General features: G+C 71.9%; 13 protein-coding genes. 6 read left to right on the top strand and 7 right to left on the bottom strand.

The features are described 5' to 3' along the window. Window positions 1-259: 259 nt before the first annotated feature. Both alc and allB read right to left on the bottom strand, forming a co-directional pair. On the bottom strand, window positions 260-1375 hold the full coding sequence (alc, locus tag ACFYXF_RS39535) for an allantoicase (RefSeq protein ID WP_389356826.1): 1116 nt from the start codon (window positions 1373-1375) through the stop codon (window positions 260-262). A gap of 68 nt (window positions 1376-1443) precedes the next feature. Next, complete coding sequence (gene allB, locus ACFYXF_RS39540; protein WP_389356828.1) at window positions 1444-2784, bottom strand: allantoinase AllB; 1341 nt, start codon at window positions 2782-2784, stop codon at window positions 1444-1446. A gap of 246 nt (window positions 2785-3030) precedes the next feature. Between allB and ACFYXF_RS39545 the strand changes: the two genes are divergently transcribed. Then, on the top strand, window positions 3031-3837 hold the full coding sequence (locus tag ACFYXF_RS39545; protein WP_389356830.1) for an IclR family transcriptional regulator: 807 nt from the start codon (window positions 3031-3033) through the stop codon (window positions 3835-3837). 221 nt (window positions 3838-4058) lie between these two features. On the opposite strand, the gene ACFYXF_RS39550 is transcribed toward ACFYXF_RS39545, so the two are convergent. Then, window positions 4059-4343 (bottom strand): DUF5955 family protein, encoded by a 285-nt coding sequence (locus tag ACFYXF_RS39550; RefSeq protein WP_389357022.1) that lies wholly within the window; start codon window positions 4341-4343, stop codon window positions 4059-4061. A 203-nt stretch (window positions 4344-4546) separates the two neighbouring features. Between ACFYXF_RS39550 and ACFYXF_RS39555 the strand changes: the two genes are divergently transcribed. Beyond that, entirely contained in the window at window positions 4547-5158 is a 612-nt protein-coding gene (locus ACFYXF_RS39555) for an NTP transferase domain-containing protein (protein WP_389356832.1), read from the top strand. Between the two features lie 127 nt (window positions 5159-5285). Then, window positions 5286-6908, top strand: a complete 1623-nt coding sequence (gene aceB, locus ACFYXF_RS39560) for a malate synthase A (RefSeq protein WP_389356834.1) — start codon at window positions 5286-5288, stop codon at window positions 6906-6908. On the opposite strand, the gene ACFYXF_RS39565 is transcribed toward aceB, so the two are convergent. The 4 genes from ACFYXF_RS39565 to ACFYXF_RS39580 all read right to left on the bottom strand — a co-directional run bounded on the left by ACFYXF_RS39565 (window position 6898) and on the right by ACFYXF_RS39580 (window position 12264). Further along, window positions 6898-7200 (bottom strand): SelT/SelW/SelH family protein, encoded by a 303-nt coding sequence (locus ACFYXF_RS39565; RefSeq protein ID WP_389356836.1) that lies wholly within the window; start codon window positions 7198-7200, stop codon window positions 6898-6900. The genes aceB and ACFYXF_RS39565 overlap by 11 nt on opposite strands. Further along, window positions 7197-8108 carry a HipA family kinase gene (locus ACFYXF_RS39570; protein ID WP_389356838.1) on the bottom strand — a complete coding sequence of 304 codons (912 nt, stop codon included), beginning with the start codon at window positions 8106-8108 and terminating at the stop codon, window positions 7197-7199. Before ACFYXF_RS39570 ends, ACFYXF_RS39565 begins: the two co-directional genes overlap by 4 nt. A 56-nt stretch (window positions 8109-8164) precedes the next feature. Next, a complete protein-coding gene (locus ACFYXF_RS39575) occupies window positions 8165-10639 on the bottom strand; it encodes a protein kinase (RefSeq protein WP_389356840.1) in 2475 nt (824 codons plus the stop codon). A gap of 125 nt (window positions 10640-10764) precedes the next feature. Beyond that, the gene (locus ACFYXF_RS39580; RefSeq protein WP_389356842.1) at window positions 10765-12264 is read right to left on the bottom strand and encodes an IucA/IucC family protein; all 1500 of its coding nucleotides are present in this window, start codon (window positions 12262-12264) and stop codon (window positions 10765-10767) included. A gap of 146 nt (window positions 12265-12410) precedes the next feature. On the opposite strand from ACFYXF_RS39580, the gene ACFYXF_RS39585 reads away from it, so the two are divergent. Genes ACFYXF_RS39585 through ACFYXF_RS39595 form a run of 3 tightly spaced genes read left to right on the top strand, consistent with a single transcriptional unit; the run spans window position 12411 to window position 16074 of the window. Next, on the top strand, window positions 12411-13916 hold the full coding sequence (locus tag ACFYXF_RS39585; RefSeq protein ID WP_389356844.1) for an IucA/IucC family protein: 1506 nt from the start codon (window positions 12411-12413) through the stop codon (window positions 13914-13916). A gap of 47 nt (window positions 13917-13963) precedes the next feature. Then, entirely contained in the window at window positions 13964-15238 is a 1275-nt protein-coding gene (locus ACFYXF_RS39590) for a VWA domain-containing protein (protein WP_389356847.1), read from the top strand. Beyond that, window positions 15238-16074: a hypothetical protein gene (locus tag ACFYXF_RS39595; RefSeq protein ID WP_389356849.1), complete on the top strand. Its 837-nt coding sequence runs from the start codon at window positions 15238-15240 to the stop codon at window positions 16072-16074. The genes ACFYXF_RS39590 and ACFYXF_RS39595 overlap by 1 nt, the downstream gene beginning before the upstream one ends. The last annotated feature ends 48 nt before the right edge of the window (window positions 16075-16122 follow it).

Here is a 16122-nt window from a genome sequence, read left to right on the forward strand (position 1 = left end):
GCCAGGGGTCCAGGGGACGCAGTCCCCGCCAGGGGTCCAGGGGACGCAGTCCCCGCCAGGGGTCCAGGGGACGCAGTCCCCGCCAGGGGTCCAGGGGACGCAGTCCCCGCCAGGGGTCCAGGGGGCTTCGCCCCCTGGTGGGGGCGAAGGGGCGGAGCCCCTGGGGATGGGAACGGGTAGGGGCGGCGGGGGCGAGGAAAGGCTGGTGCAGGACCCCCCGACAGCCGGCCGCCTCCCCTCACCCCGAACGACCAACCCCCTAGCCCCCAAGCTCCTGATACCGAGCCGCCAGTCCCCCCGCCCCCTCCTCCGTCAGCGAGCCGAACAGCCGCAGCCGGGCGATCCCGCCGTCCGGATAGATGTCCACGCGCGCGTGGGTGCCCGTTGCCGGGGACGGCAGGACGAAGCGGTGGTTCGTGTCGGGCTGGAGGCGGGTGCGCGGGAGGATCTCCGTCCAGTCGCCGTTCTCGCCGTCCCGGAGCGACACCGTCGCCCAACCCGCGCTGTTCCCCTTCAGGTACGCCGTGTCGATCTCGATCGCCCGGATCTCCGACCGGGCCACCAGGCGGTAGCGGATCCAGTCGTTGCCCTGGTCTCGGCGGCGGCGCGTCTCCCAGCCGTCGTCCATCTTGCGGGACCGCCCGGGCTGAATGGTGTTCGACGCCGGTGAGTAGAAGAGGTTGGACGCGTCCTCGGCCCAACCGCCGTTTTCCAGGGCGACCACGTCGAAGGTGCCGAGCACCGCCAGCCACGCCGGGTCGGGGACGACCTCGCCGTACACCCGCAGGCGCGCGATGCCCCCGTCGGGATGTTGGTTGACGCGCAGGTGCGTGAAGCGTTGCTCCAGCGACACCTCGAAGCCGTTCGCCGCGTGGCCGCCGACCTTCGTGCGCGGTACCAGCGTCGTCCACTTCACGTCGTCCGCAAGCAACTCCTCGGGGGACGGGGAGCCGGGCACCGACACCCCCTCCACAGACACCGCCTGCGGATAGTTGCCGCGGAAGTGGGCCGTGTCGACCACGATGCCCCGTACGACACCCGGCGCGCCGAGCCGGACGAGGGCCCAGTCGTGGTCCTCCGCCGTCGGCCACGGGTGCTCCGCCGACGCGCCGCGCCTGCGCCGTGTCTCCCAGCCGTCCATGACCTTGCCCTTGTGGCCGAAGTGCTCGGGCACGAACTCGGCGGGCCCGGGCACGAGCATGTTCTCGCGGTGGGCGAAGAACTCGTCGTTGGCGGCGATCACCCCGGCTCCGAGACGGCGGTCGGCGAGGTCGGCGTACTGGGTGAAGGGGAAGTCCGCGGTGCGGTAGTCCGCGTACGGGTCGCCGCCTCCGTACGGGTTCGCGTCGCCTGTGAAGCTCGGAATCGCGGTCACGGTGATCAGTTCTGCCTTTCGGAGTCGGCCGCTGCGGGTGCGGAAGCGGAAGCAGGAATGGGTTGGGATCAGTGGGGGCGGGTCAGGAGTTGTCCCTTCGGTTCCGTGAACTCGCCCTCCGCCACGATGCGTTCGCCGCGCAGCCATGTCGACTTGACGACACCGGTGAGGGTCTTGCCCGCGTACGCCGTCACGCGGTTGCGGTGCTGGAGGGCTGCCGGGTCCACGGTGAACGTCTCGTCCGGGGCGAGCACCGCGAAGTCGGCGTCGCGGCCCGCCTCGATCGCGCCCTTGCGTGCGTCGAGGCCCACCAGGGCGGCCGTACGCGTGGACATCCAGCGCACGACGTCCTCCAGGGAGTGACCCCTCCCCCGCGCCTCCGTCCACACCGCCGCGAGGCTCAGCTGGAGCCCCGAGATGCCGCCCCACGCCGTCGCGAAGTCGGCGGTCTTGAGGTCGGCGGTGGACGGCGAGTGGTCGGTGACCACGCAGTCGATCGTGCCGTCGGCGAGCGCCTGCCACAGCAGGTCCTGGTTGGCGGCCTCACGGATGGGCGGGCAGCACTTGAACTCGCTGGCCCCGTCGGGGACTTCCTCGGCGGTGAGGGTCAGGTAGTGCGGGCACGTCTCCACCGTGATCCGCACGCCCTCCGCCTTCGCCTCGGCGATCAGTGGCAGCGCGTCGCTCGACGACAGGTGCAGCACGTGCACGCGCGCGTGCAGCCGCTTCGCCTGTTCGATCAGGTTCGCGATGGCCTTGTCCTCCGCGCCGCGCGGGCGCGAGGCGAGGAAGTGTGCGTACTCGGGGCCGCCCTGCTGGGGGGCCGTGTCGAGGTGGTGCGGGTCCTCGGCGTGCACGATCAGCAGTCCGCCGAAGCCGGCGATCTCGGCCAGCGACAGGGCCAGTTGGTCCTGGTCGAGGTGCGGGAACTCGTCCACGCCGGACGGCGACAGGAACGCCTTGAAGCCGAAGACCCCGGCGTCGTGCAGCGGGTGCAGGTCCTTGACGTTGTCGGGCAGCGCGCCGCCCCAGAACCCGACGTCGATGTGCGCCTTGGAGGCGGCCACTTCCCGCTTCGTACGGAGGTGGTCGACCGTCGTCGTCGGCGGGAGGGAGTTGAGGGGCATGTCGACGAGGGTGGTGATGCCACCGGCCGCCGCCGCGCGCGTGGCGGTCCAGAAGCCCTCCCACTCGGTGCGGCCGGGGTCGTTGACATGCACGTGGGTGTCGACCAGTCCGGGCAGCAGGACGTCGTCGCCGAAGTCCTCCAGGCGCGCGCCGGGCGGCACCTCGGCCTCGTACGGGAGTACGGCCGTGATCCGGCCGTCGGCGACCGCGACCGTGGCCGCGCGCGTCCCCTCGGGCGTGATGACGCGCGTCGAGCGCAACACCAGTTCGACGTCGGACACTCGGAGACCCCTCTCTGCCACCGTGAATCCCGCCGTTAACTTCCACGTAACGGAATTCAACGTTCTGTTGAAGGAGTCTTCACCGCCCACCTCATACCGTCAAGAGTGACCCCGGCGACAACCTGGATGTTTCCACAGAACGGAATTACAGTTCCAGAAATCAGAACGTAGCCACATACAAGCAGGCCGTCAAGCAACCGCCCGGTAGGCTGCATCATCGCCTGTCAGCCGTGAAAGGAACGCGCCGTGCCGACGCCCAGCGCCAGCTCCACCGACGCCGCCAAACCCGCCGCCGCCAGCGGTGGTGTGCAGTCCCTGGAGCGTGCCTTCGATCTGCTGGAGCGCATGGCCGACGCGGGCGGTGAGGTCGGCCTGAGCGAACTCTCCGTGAGCAGCGGACTGCCGCTGCCCACCATCCACCGGCTCATGCGCACGCTCGTGGTCTGCGGCTACGTCCGACAGCAGCCCAACCGCCGGTACGCGCTCGGCCCGCGCCTCATCCGCCTCGGCGAGTCCGCGTCCCGGCTGCTCGGCACCTGGGCCCGCCCCTATCTGGCCCGGCTGGTCGAGGAGACCGGCGAGACGGCGAACATGGCGCTCCTGGACGGCGACGAGATCGTGTACGTGGCGCAGGTCCCGTCCAAGCACTCGATGCGCATGTTCACAGAGGTCGGCCGACGCGTCCTGCCGCACTCCACCGGCGTCGGCAAGGCCCTGCTCGCCGATGTCCCGCCGGACGAGGTGCGTGCCCTGCTCGCCCGTACGGGCATGCCGGCCGCGACGGACAAGACGATCACGACCCCGGACGACTTCCTGACCGCTCTGGAGGACGTGCGCCGACTCGGCTTCGCGGTCGACGACAACGAGCAGGAGATCGGCGTCCGCTGTCTCGCGGTCTCCGTGCCCAACTCCCCCACCGCCGCCGCGATCTCGATCTCGGGCCCGGCGGGCCGGGTCACGGAGGAGGCGACGGAGAAGATCGTCCCCGTACTGAAGCAGGTCGCCACGGAACTGTCGGAGGCACTGGCCAGCTCGGGCAGCCCCGCGCACTGATCTCGGGTGCGCCACAGCGCCCCAAAGGGGGCGCGGGGCTGTGTCGATCTGCGGCTCCGCCGCGGGGCGCGACCAGCCCCCACCGGGCCCGCAGCAAACGACCCGCCCACCCAGCGGCTCGACGAACCCCGGCGCAGCACAGCGCCCCAAAGGGGCGCGGGGAACTGCGCGACCAGCCCCCACCGGCCCGCGGCGTACAAACCACCCGTCCAACGGAGTTCTCAGCGCCGCTGGTCCCCGAACAGCTCCACCGCCGCCCGCACCTCCGACAGCCCCCGAGCCAGCGCACTGACCGAGCCGATCGCGCCGACGACCAGGAGTAACGAGCGGCGCAGGCGCGGGATTTCGGGGCGGCCGGTGATGGCCATCGCGGCCAGGGAGGCCAGTTCGTCCTCGGCGATGCCACGGTCGGGGAACTCGGCCGGGTGCGCGGCGAGTTCGCGGCGCAGCCGGGACACCGCGGTCCGCAACTCCGCCACTCTCGGATCCTCGTCGCTGCCGGTCACCGACCTCTGCCCCAAGCTCCGCAACACAGCTCCCCCACGGCCCCCAGACACGCCCCGCACGCCCCCATCGCGCTGGTCGGGCGCCGGGGACGCGGGACAGTAAACGCCACCCGCGCGACAGGCGCCACACCATGGGCCGAAATTCAGCCCGCGAACGTCCGTGAACACCGCCGGTTCGCCTCCGCGTCAGGTATGCAGGAGGCATGACGGAGAAGCCGGACCAGGTACCGGACCAGGTGGCGGGGCTGCTGCTCGCGGCGGGCGGGGGGCGACGGCTCGGCGGACACCCCAAGGCCCTTCTCGAACACCGCGGACGCCTCCTCGTCGAACACGCGGCCGACGCCCTGCGTACGGCGGGCTGCGATCCGATCCATGTCGTCCTCGGGGCGCAGGCCGACGACGTACGGAAGCGGGCCGTCCTACCCGGGTGCGTCCTGATCGACAACCCGGAGTGGACGGAGGGCATGGGCTCCTCGCTGCGGGCCGGGCTGACGTCCCTGCGGGCCACGTCGGCCAGCGCGGCCCTCGTCTCGCTGGTCGACCAGCCGGGCATCGGACCGGAGGCCATGGCCCGCGTCCTCGCCGCCCATACGTCCGAGGAGTCCCTCGCGGCGGCCTCGTACGGGGGAACGCGCGGCCATCCGGTGCTGTTCGGCGCCGCGCGCTGGGCGGGTGTCGCGGCGGTCGCGGTCGGGGACCGGGGCGCGCGGGACTATCTCAAGGCCCACGGCGACGCGCTCACCCTCGTCGAGTGCGGTGACGTGGCACAGCCGTACGACATCGACACGGCGGCCGACCTGGACCGGCTGGAGTAGAGAATCTCGACATCAACAAATTATTGAACTTCCACGATGAGGAAACTAGCATCCGTTCAGCAGAAACACCCGTTCCAAGCAGCACCCAGCAACCCACAGCCCAGCCCGCTGAAGGAAGTGACCGCTCATGTCCGCACCAGCGCCGTCCCCGCTGGCCATCGTCGACGCCGAGCCCCTGCCCCGGCAGGAGGAGGTGCTCACCGACGCGGCGCTGGCCTTCGTGGCCGAGCTGCACCGGCGGTTCACACCCCGGCGTGACGAGCTGCTCGCGCGCCGTGCGGAGCGCCGCGCCGAGATCGCCCGCACCTCGACCCTCGACTTCCTCCCCGAGACGGCCGCGATCCGCGCCGACGACTCCTGGCGGGTCGCCGAGTCGCCCGCCGCGCTGAACGACCGGCGGGTCGAGATCACCGGCCCGACCGACCGCAAGATGACGATCAACGCCCTCAACTCGGGCGCCAAGATCTGGCTCGCGGACTTCGAGGACGCCTCCGCGCCGACCTGGGAGAACGTGGTCCTCGGGCAGGTCAACCTGGCCGACGCCTACACCCGGAACATCGACTTCACCGACCCGAAGAGCGGCAAGTCGTACGCCCTCAAGGCCGATGCCGAACTCGCGACCGTCGTCATGCGGCCCCGTGGCTGGCACCTGAACGAGCGCCACCTCCAGGTCGACGGGGAGCAAGTGCCCGGCGCCCTGGTCGACTTCGGCCTCTACTTCTTCCACAACGCGCAGCGGCTCCTCGACCTCGGGAAGGGCCCGTACTTCTACCTCCCCAAGACCGAGTCGCACCTCGAAGCCCGGCTGTGGAACGAGGTGTTCGTCTTCGCGCAGGACTACGTCGGTATCCCGCAGGGCACGGTCCGCGCGACCGTCCTCATCGAGACGATCACGGCCGCGTACGAGATGGAGGAGATCCTCTACGAACTCCGCGACCACGCCTCGGGGTTGAACGCGGGCCGCTGGGACTACCTGTTCTCCATCGTGAAGAACTTCCGTGACGGCGGCGCCAAGTTCGTCCTCCCGGACCGCAACGCCGTGACGATGACCGCCCCGTTCATGCGCGCGTACACCGAACTCCTCGTCCGCACCTGCCACAAGCGGGGCGCGCACGCGATCGGCGGGATGGCGGCGTTCATCCCGTCCCGGCGCGACGAAGAGGTCAACAAGGTCGCCTTCGAGAAGGTCAAGGCCGACAAGGACCGTGAGGCCGGGGACGGTTTCGACGGCTCCTGGGTCGCCCACCCCGACCTCGTCCCGATCGCCCTGGCTTCCTTCGACGCGGTCCTCGGCGACCGGCCGAACCAGAAGGACCGCCTCCGCGAGGACGTCCACGTCGAGGCCGCCGACCTGATCGCCGTCGACTCGCTGAAGGCGAAGCCGACGTACGACGGGCTCGTCAACGCCGTGCAGGTGGGCATCCGTTACATCGAGGCGTGGCTGCGCGGGCTCGGCGCGGTCGCCATCTTCAACCTGATGGAGGACGCGGCCACCGCCGAGATCTCGCGCTCCCAGATCTGGCAGTGGATCAACGCGGACGTCGAGTTCGAGAACGGCGAGAAGGCCACCCCGGAGCTGGCCCGCAAGATCGCCGCCGAGGAACTCGCGAACATCCGCGCCGAGATCGGCGAGGATGCCTTCACGGCCGGCCACTGGCAGCAGGCCCACGACCTGCTGCTCACGGTCGCCCTCGACGCCGACTACGCGGACTTCCTGACCCTGCCGGCGTACGAGCAGCTCAAGGGCTGACGTCCTCCTGAGAGACCTTGTCCGAGTGGCCCAGGGACCTTCCCGGGGCCACTCGGTCGCGTACGACCTGCTTCACGGCCGTGGGCTCCGGGAAGCCCTGTTCCTTGCGGTCCCAGACCACCTCGCCGTCGACCCGGACGACGAACACGCCGCCCGTGCCGGGCTTGAGCGACAGCTCGCCCAGCTCCGTCTCGAAGGTGGTGAGCAGCTCCTGTGCCAGCCAGGCCGCGCGGGGCAGCCAACGGCACTGGGTGCAGTACTCGATCTGTACGACGGGTGCGTGGGGGCTCATCCGAGATGCACCGACCAATCCTGTTCCGCCGCCGGCTTGCCGTGCAGGTCGGGGACCCGCTTGAGCCAACTCGGGCGGTCTCGCTGTGTCTTCGCCGCCCGGAGGGCCTCCTCGGCGGCGAGTTCCTCCCGGGTGGGGAAGTCGGTGGGCAGCCAGGCCGCCGAGGCCCGCACACGCGCGTGCAGGTAGCCGACGTACGCCTCTCTGACGTCGTCCGGTGTCGCGAAGCCCGGTTCGCCTGCCAGCCAGGCGTCCGGTACCTCGGCCGCGATGCCGCGCAGTAGGTCCTCGGTCACCCGGGGAGCCAGTTCGGTGTCGGCGGCCCGGGTGTCCGGGGTGTAGTGGCCGAGGGCGTGGTGGCGGAAGTCGTAGGCCTTCGCGGGGTCGGCGCCGTCCCAGCGGTGGTGGAAGACGAGGGCGGCGCCGTGGTCGATGAGCCACAGGCGCGGGGGCGCGATGCCGAGCGTCGGCCAGATCATCAGGTTGGAGCTGTGGACCGTACGGTCGACGTTGACGGTCAGTGCGTCGAGCCAGATGATCTTCCCTGCCTCCAGCGGGTCGACCGTGCAGTTCGCGGCGACCTCCGGGGTGAAGTCCCGCGCGCCCGGCAGATAGTCCATGCCGAGGTTCAGGCCTGCGCTGGCGCTGTGCAGGTCCCGTACTTCCTGGTGGGGTTCCTCGTCGGCGATCGCCGGGTCGAAGTGCACGAGGACGAGTTCGGGGAAGCGCAGTCCCAGGGCGCGGGACAGCTCTCCGACGATCACTTCGGCGACCAGTGCCTTGCGGCCCTGCGCGGAGCCGGTGAACTTCACGACGTAGGTGCCGAGGTCGTCGGCCTCGACCACGCCGGGGACGGAACCGCCCGACCTCAGGGGCTCTACGTAGCGGGTTGCCGTGACCTCTCTCATGCCGCGAGCATAGTGATCAGGTGTGACAGCCACTACGGCGTTTCTCGGCGCCGACCTCAGCGCCAGGAAGGGTGCCCCTCCGGTGTGCTGCCGGTGGTGAGCTTGCGGGCGCCCGTGCCGTCCGCGCGGATCGCCCAGATCGCCGGCCGGTCGAACGGCCCCCGCACGAAGGCCACCCACTTGCCGTCCGGTGACCAGACCGGGTCCATCTCCTGGGCGGCCGTCCGCACCAGTGCCCTGTCGCCGCTGCCGTCGGTCTTGGTGATGTGGATGTCGCCCCCCGTCCCCTCGTCGGGTGCTCCGGCGGTGTACGCGAAGTAGCGGCCGTCCGGGGACCAGACGGGGTCCAGCGCCCGCCGGGACTGGTGGGTCACCTGCCGGGGTTCGGCGCCCGGCTGCGCCGGATCGACGACGTGGACCTGCCAGCCCGACGTCTTCTGCAGGCAGACGGCGATGAGCTTGCCGTTGGGGGACCAGGCCGGGTCGTCCACCTTCCCGGTGCCGGTGGTCAGTTGCTGCGCGGAGCCGTCCGAGACGTTCACGGCGAACAGTTGCTGCACACCGTCCGCGTCGCGGCGCAGGACGGCCAGTCGCTCGCCGTCCGGGGACCAGGAGACCCGGCCGCCCGAGATGTCGGCGACCTTGCGGACATCGGTACCGTCCGCGTTCGCCGTCCACACGGCGGACCCTTCCGACGTCTTACGGGTGAACGCGAACGACTTGTGGTCGGGGGACCACTGCGGGAGGGCGTCGCAGGTCCCGTCGATCAGCTGTTCGGGGTTGTCCTTGGTGGAGTCGCGGCGGCCGATCACGCTGTGGCAGTCCGCCGATCCGGGTTCGGTGTCCAGCCGGACCAGCAACGGGTCGTCGGGGAACGCGGCGGGGGCCGAACTCCGGGGCGACGGCGAGGCTCCGCCGGCCTTGTCGGCTCCGGGCTCGCCGGAACCGGTCCAGGGATGCCACACGAGCAGCCCCGCGACGGCCGCCGCGACCAGCAGCGCCGCCAGGGCGACCGTCCCTCGACGCCCACGCCGCGCCCCGGCACCGCCGGACGGGACGAACCCTCCGGGCGGCTGTACGGACGTGACGTCCGGCGGCGGCCCGAAGCCGGGGCCGGGCGGCGACTGGTCGGTCCGGGGGTAGGCGGCCACGGCCCGGCCCTCGGCGGACGCAGACGTGGCGGAGTGCGGGTCGGTGGCCATTGGCCGCCGTTCGGCGCCCGGGGGCGGCGCGGAGACGGTCGCGCGCTGATCCATCGCCAAGGCCGGTCCGTCGGCGCCCGGAGGCGGCCCGGAAACCGTCGCGCGCTGATCCATCGCCAGGGGCTGTCCATCGGCGCCCAGCGACGGCCCGGAGACCGCCGTACGCGGATCGGTGGTCAAGGACTGCGGATCGGTGGCCACGGACTGTCGATCAGCGACCGGCGGCGGCGCGGACGCCGACGCACGCTGGTCACCGGCCAGTGCCCGCCCATCGGCAACCGGGGGCAGCGCTGACACCGTCGCACGCCGGTCCGGCGCCAGGGGCTGCCCATCGGCGCCCAGCGGCGGACCGGACACCGCCGTACGCGGGTCCGTGGCCGATGCCTGCCCGTAGGCGACCGGCGGCGGCCCGAACGCACCCGCGCGCGGGTCGGTGGATGTGGATGCCGGAGACGGGCGGTCCGCCGCCGGGGCCTGTCTCCGCAGGAGCGCGGTCGCCTCGGCCGGGAGCCAGGTGTCCGACGGGTGCCGGACCGTGAGCTGGTCGAGGAACTCCCACGGGCCGGGGCGGTCGAGCGGGTCCTTGGCCAGGCAGGCCGCGACCAGTTCGCGCAGCCCGCCGGGAAGGCCCGTGAGGTCCGGCTGTTCGTGGACGACGCGGTAGGGCCAGGCGGCCGACGCCCCGTCGCCGAAGGGAGCGTGGCCCGCCGCCTGGCTGAGCACCACGCCCAGGGCGAACATGTCCACCGCGGGAGTGAGCGTGCCGCCGGTGAGCTGCTCCGGCGCGAGGAAGCCGAGGGTGCCGATCTGGAACCCGGTCTGGGTGAGGGCCGTACCGTCGAGGGCGCGTGCGATGCCGAAGTCGATGACCCGGGGACCGTCCTCCGCGACGATGATGTTGGCGGGTTTCAGATCGCGGTGGATGACCCCGGCCTGGTGGATGGCGGCCAGCGCCTCGGCGAGCCCGGCGGCCAGCACGGTGAGCGTGTCCGCGGGCAGGGGGCCCACCTGGTCGAGCACGTCCCGCAGCGTGGGACCGGGTACGTAGGCCGTCACCAGCCAGGCCGGGTCGCCCTCCGGGTCGGCGTCCACGACCGGCGCGGTGTGGAAGCCGCCGACACGGCGGGCCGCGGCCACCTCGTCGGCGAATCTGCGCCGGAAGCCCGGTTCCGTGCTCAGTTCGGGCCGTACGACCTTGACGGCCACCGCCCGGCCCGACCGCGACCGGCCGAAGTAGACGACGCCCATGCCGCCCTGGCCGAGCCGTCCGACCAGCCGGTATCTGCCCTCCCCGACAGAGGTGGGATCACCTGCTCCGAGCGGTTTCATGACTCCCCCATCCCCCCGTCGAGCGGCCACAATCAGCCGCAAGTCTCCCCAATACCGGCCATCAGTCTAGATGTCTCGCTCATGACGTCACCGGGTCCGGAACGGTTCCCCTCCGCCCCACCGGTTCACTCCGCCAGCGGATTCCGCAACGGCAGATAGCGGGCGTCGGCCCCGTCCGCGCCCGTCCAGCGCAGCAACAGGTTCGTCTTTCCGGGGAGCGTGGGCGCGGCGAGCAACTCGGCGGCCTCGGGAAGGCCGTGGCGGGACAGCTCCCGGCGTACGGCCTGCCAGGGGTCGAAGCCCGGGTGGCGTTCCCGCAGCACCTCCGCGACCTCCGTGAGGTGGTTGACGACCAGGCAGTACACGAGCCGCTCCCAGCCCGCCGCCCGTGTCACGTCCGGCACCAGCTTCACGCCCTCCGCGTCCCGGTACAGGGCCTGTACCGGGGTTCCGTGGGCGTCGACCGCGATCAGGCAGTTCTGGAGGTGGGCCTCGATGACGACGCCGGAACGCGCGAACAGTTCGACGACCGGTGGCACGGCACAGCGCAGATACGCCGTCCACCAGGCGGCCGGGTCGGCGAGCCCGTCGAGCGGGTTGCCGTCGAAGCCCTCGACCAGCGCGGCGGCGAGCAGCGGGGTGGCGCCGGGGACGACGTGGTCGCGCAGGCCGTCTCGGACCAGGACCGCCAGCTCCTCGAAGGCGAAGTCGGCGGTGCGGTAGCCCCGGTCGCTGAGCCAGACCGGCCGGCCCTCGGCCGCGGCGACGACCGCCGCGTCCGTGCGGCGCAGTGTCAGCAGGTCGTGGCGCCAGAGCCGGCGTACGTCGTTGGTGATGCGGACGTCGAGGCTGAACTTGACGAAGAGGTCGTGCTCGGGCGCGTACAGCGTGCGGATGGCGGCCGTGGGCCAGGTGTCGGACGTGGTCGTGCCGAGCCGGATCAGCCGACCGTCCGCGAAGGCGTCCGTCAGGCTCGGGCCGACGAGGTCGAGCTGCCAGGGGTGGGCGGGCAGCAGCCGGTAGCCGGGCGGGGCCGTGCCGAAGGCGTCCAAGGCGGATACGTCGCCCTCCTCGGCGACCGCGTCCTCTCGCACGCCGAGCAGCACCAGCGGGAAGGCGGCGTACGCCTCGGGCGCGTACGGCAGCCAGCCCGCGACCGGGCCGCCACCGCGCGCCTTGGGCGCCGGATGGTAGGGGTGCCCGGTGAGGAGGGACTGCTCGGAGCGGCGGTACGGGTCGTCGGGCGGGATGGCCAGGTCGCGGGCGGTGAGCAGCGCGGCGACCGCGTCCCGGCTGTCGGCCATCTCGGCGGGCAGCTCGGGGTTGGAGAGGCCGGTGTGCGCCTGGAGTTCCTCGGCCACGAGCTTGACGAGTTCGGCGTGGCCGACCGGGTGCCAGGTGCCGTCGCCCGTGTTCACCTCGGGCGCGGCGGGCCGCCGTGCACCGTTCACGCGTAGCAGGCGCTGTCCGCTCGGCAGCCGGTACACGTGCGGCTCGCCGGTGCCGGGGACCGGCTGTGCCACTTCCCGGAGCAGACAGTTGAGCAGGGGCGCGGTCGCGTAGGCGTCGGCACGCCCTCCGGTGCCGTCGTGCGCGGGCACGTCCGGGGGTGCGGTGGGGGGCATGGTGGGGTCCACGCGTTCCCTCGTTTCTTACGGTGCTTCCCTACGGTGCGGTTTCCCGCGGTGCACTGACGATCAGTATGTCTGTCGTCGGCCCACCCGCTCACCAGCACATACCCGCACCCAAACCCGCACCTGAGGAGCCCGCCGTGCACCGTCCCTCCAGCGCAGAGGCCGAGGTCGCCGACGAACTGGCCGCCGTACGCCCGGACCTCGCGTCGCGGTACGCGGCCGAGCTGCCCGGCGCGCGGGCCGCCGTACTGACCCGTCTGTGGCGGGCGCTCGTCCATGAGCCGCTGCCGTGGATCGTGCGCCGCGAGGGCGGGGCGGGTCTTCTGCTGGCGGACGGCCGCCGTCTGGAGGGCCCGTACGCCGATCCGTACGCCGTCGACGGCCGCGTGACCGCCGTACGGCTCGGGAGGGTCTCGTACGACGATCCGGCGCGGCTGATGACGGACCTGGCCGTCCCGCACGGTCCCGCCTTCGCGGCCGAACTGGGCCACAGCGTCGCCTCGTTGGCGCTCTCCCGCGCGAACCAGGACGGCTCCCTGCCTGCCCCTCCGGCGAGCTGGGAGTGGGAGCAGCGGGTCGTCGACGGGCATCCCTTCCACCCCAACTGCCGTTCCCGGCCCGGGTTCTCGGTGGCCGAGCAGCTCGCGTACGGGCCCGAGCACCGGCCGGTCGTGGAGCTGGCGCTGGTGGCGGCGGACGACTGTGCCGTGCGGGGCGAGTGGCCCGAGTGGCTGTGGGACGGGGAGCGTCCGCTGATCCCGGTGCACCCCTGGCAGTCGGCGCATGTGCTCCAACTCCCCGGCAGGGGCAAGCTGTCGACGCATCCCCTGATGTCCCTGCGCAGCCTCGCCCTCCCGGACGGGGGCCCGCATCTCAAGACGGCGTTGAGCGCCCGGCTCACCTCCTCGGTACGGGACATCTCCCCGTACTCGATCGAGACGGCGGCGACGGTGTCGGCGTTCATGGAGTCGATGGCCGCGCGTCTCGACGGACTGCTGCACATCACCCGCACGCTGGGCGCGGTCACCGCCAACTCGCCCGATCTGGCGGCGGTGTTGCGGGAGCCGCCGGACCAGTACGCGGACGTGGTGGCGGGCGAGCGGGTCGTTCCCGTCGGGGCACTCGCCGCCACGGGACTCCACCGATCCCCCTCCTGGCTGGCCGAGTTCACACGTCTCGCCCTCACCGTCGGTCTGCGCCTGCTCGATCTGGGCGTCGCCCTGGAGGCGCACGGCCAGAACCTGCTCGTCGTGCTGTCGGCGGACGGGGACCCGCTGCGGCTGGTCTACCGCGACCTCGCCGACATCCGCGTCAGCCCGGCCCGGCTGGCCCGGCACGGCATTCCGGCGCCGCAGCTGACCGGACGGATCGTCACCGACGACGAACCCACTCTGCGCCGCAAGCTGTTCGGCTCGCTGGTGGCGGGGGCGCTGGGCGCGACCGCCGGTTCGGAGGCGGCACTCCGGGAGGCGCTGGAAGCGGCCGTACGAGGGCTGCCGCGCACGCCCGATCTGCTCGCGCTGCTCGAACAGCCCCTGCCCACCAAGGCGTTGACGCTGATGCGGTTGTCGCCGGAGACGCCCGGGGACCAGTGGACCCAACTCCCCAATCCCCTGGGGGAAGTCAAGCCGGCGGGCGACTGACGGGACCCGTTTTGAAGCGCGTCGCCCTGGGTCAATAGGATCCGTCGATGATCACAAGACAACGGCTGGCGGTGGGCGCCTGTGCCCTGCTCGCCGCCCTGGCGGCCGGGATCGCGGTCCCGGCCGGAGCCGTCGCCGACGAAACCACCGCACTCGCGCCCAAGGTCAACCTCCTTCTCGACGTCAGTGGTTCGATGCGGGCGAAGGACATCGACGGGCAGTCGCGGATGGCCGCGGCGAAGCAGGCGTTCAACGAGGTGCTCGACGCGACCCCCGAGGAGGTCCAGCTCGGTATCCGCACGCTGGGCGCCAACTACCCGGGCGACGACCGCAAGGAGGGCTGCAAGGACACCGCGCAGCTCTATCCGGTGGGCCCGCTCGACCGCACCGAGGCCAAGACGGCCGTCGCGACGCTCACGCCCACCGGCTGGACGCCGATCGGCCCCGCCCTGCTGAAGGCCGCCGACGACCTCGACGGCGGCGAGGGCACCAAGCGCATCGTGCTGATCAGTGACGGCGAGGACACCTGCGCACCGCTCGACCCGTGCGAGGTGGCCCGGGAGATCGCGGCCAAGGGCATCGGTCTCACCATCGACACCCTCGGTCTGGTCCCGAACACCAAGATGCGGCAGCAGCTGAGCTGTATCGCGGAGGCGACCGGCGGGACGTACACGTCGGTCGAGCACACCGACGAACTCGCCGACAAGGTAAACCAGTTGGTTGTCCGCGCCGCCGACCCGGTGGTGACGCCGGTGGCCGTCGAGGGCGCCGCCGGGTGCACGAACGCCCCGCCGGTGAAGTCCGGTCTGTACACGGACCGCGAGGAGTTCGGGCAGCAGCGCTGGTACAAGGTCGAGGTCCAGCCGGGGCAGGAACTGCGGGCCTCGGTGAGCGTGTCGGCCGACCGGGCCGTCAACCCCGACTACGGGGTGCTGCTGCGGGCGATGACCGCGAAGGGCCGCGAGATCGTGCGCGGCGAGGGCAACGGCACCGGCCGTACCGATGTCATCTCGACGGGTCTGCGCTATGCGAAGGCGGAGGCCGACAACGAGGACGACGCCGAGCAGACGGCCACCGAGACCGTGTGTCTCCAGGTCACCAACTCCTTCTCGGCGGCGAGCGGTGTGGCGTCCACGCCCGGTCTGCCGCTCGAACTGACCGTCGACGTCGTCGACGGTCCGAGTCAGGCGAGCGATGTGGCCTCCTTCGGCCTCGGCCGTGGCTGGTGGCTGCTGGGCGCACTCGTCCTGGTCGGCTTCCTCACGGGCGTCCTGTGGGGCTGGATCTCTCGTTGGCGGCTCGCGGTCTGGAGGACCAACTGATGCGTGCTCTCAACAAGCAACTGATGTGCGGCACCCGCGTGTTGGGCTCGACCTTGCTCCTGTTGGGGCTTGCCGTCACCCCGGCCGTCGCCGACGAGACGCCCTCCGCGAGCCCCTCGGACGACAGCTCGGCCCCCACCTCGGCGGGCACGTCGTTCCGTACGGCGACGGAGATCGACCAGGGGCAGCAGGCCACCGCGAGCGGCTCGGCGGGCGACTACCTGTACTGGTCGTTCCCCGCCGACGCCGGTCAACGTCCCACCGTCAAAGCGACGGTGAAGCTCCCGGACACCCACGCGTCCGAGGCGTGGCAGCTCGACGTGTACGACGGTCTGCGGCGCCGTCAGGCCTGCCAGTACGGCGCCCAGACCCGCACCGCCGCCGCGGGCGTCGCCTCCGTGGAGCTGGCGTGCACGCTGCGCACGGTCAGGGCCTGGTCGGAGCAGTGGGCCAACGACCCGCTGCCGGGCACGTATTACGTCCGTCTGACGGCCGTGAACCTCCCGACCTCCGACCTCGGCCTCCCGGTCGAGGCCGAACTGCGGGTCGACTCCAAGGACATCGGCGGTTCGGCGGCCGTGGACGGTTCGCTGGCCGAGCCGCTGGTGCCCGGGATCGCGGTCAAGTCCGAGAACTCCGAGGACACGGAGGACAGTTCGACGACATCCGCCGTGCTGTCGAGCATCGAGCCCGACGACGGCTGGGCCTCCGGCTGGTGGTCCGACCGCTGGGTCTGGACGGCGATCGGCGGCGTGCTGGCGGCCCTGGCGGGCGTCGGCGGCTACGCCCTGACGCGTGGCTCGGGCCGGCCGAGGCAGGTCCCGCCGGGGGCCTGAGCAAACTCTGACGGTTTGTCAACATGCCCGCCGCGCACGGCAGTACGC

It is taken from the genome of Streptomyces sp. NPDC002680 (assembly GCF_042889145.1).
GTDB lineage: Bacteria > Actinomycetota > Actinomycetes > Streptomycetales > Streptomycetaceae > Streptomyces > Streptomyces adonidis.

What these genes read in the sequence shown, in the direction of transcription:
- ACFYXF_RS39590 (WP_389356847.1), top strand. Translation starts at nt 13,964, where the DNA reads ATGATCACAAGACAACGGCTGGCGGTGGGCGCCTGTGCCCTGCTCGCC.
- aceB (WP_389356834.1), top strand. Translation starts at nt 5,286, where the DNA reads ATGTCCGCACCAGCGCCGTCCCCGCTGGCCATCGTCGACGCCGAGCCC.
- ACFYXF_RS39595 (WP_389356849.1), top strand. Translation starts at nt 15,238, where the DNA reads ATGCGTGCTCTCAACAAGCAACTGATGTGCGGCACCCGCGTGTTGGGC.
- ACFYXF_RS39575 (WP_389356840.1), bottom strand. Translation starts at nt 10,639, where the DNA reads ATGAAACCGCTCGGAGCAGGTGATCCCACCTCTGTCGGGGAGGGCAGA.
- ACFYXF_RS39555 (WP_389356832.1), top strand. Translation starts at nt 4,547, where the DNA reads ATGACGGAGAAGCCGGACCAGGTACCGGACCAGGTGGCGGGGCTGCTG.
- ACFYXF_RS39570 (WP_389356838.1), bottom strand. Translation starts at nt 8,108, where the DNA reads ATGAGAGAGGTCACGGCAACCCGCTACGTAGAGCCCCTGAGGTCGGGC.
- ACFYXF_RS39580 (WP_389356842.1), bottom strand. Translation starts at nt 12,264, where the DNA reads ATGCCCCCCACCGCACCCCCGGACGTGCCCGCGCACGACGGCACCGGA.
- ACFYXF_RS39565 (WP_389356836.1), bottom strand. Translation starts at nt 7,200, where the DNA reads ATGAGCCCCCACGCACCCGTCGTACAGATCGAGTACTGCACCCAGTGC.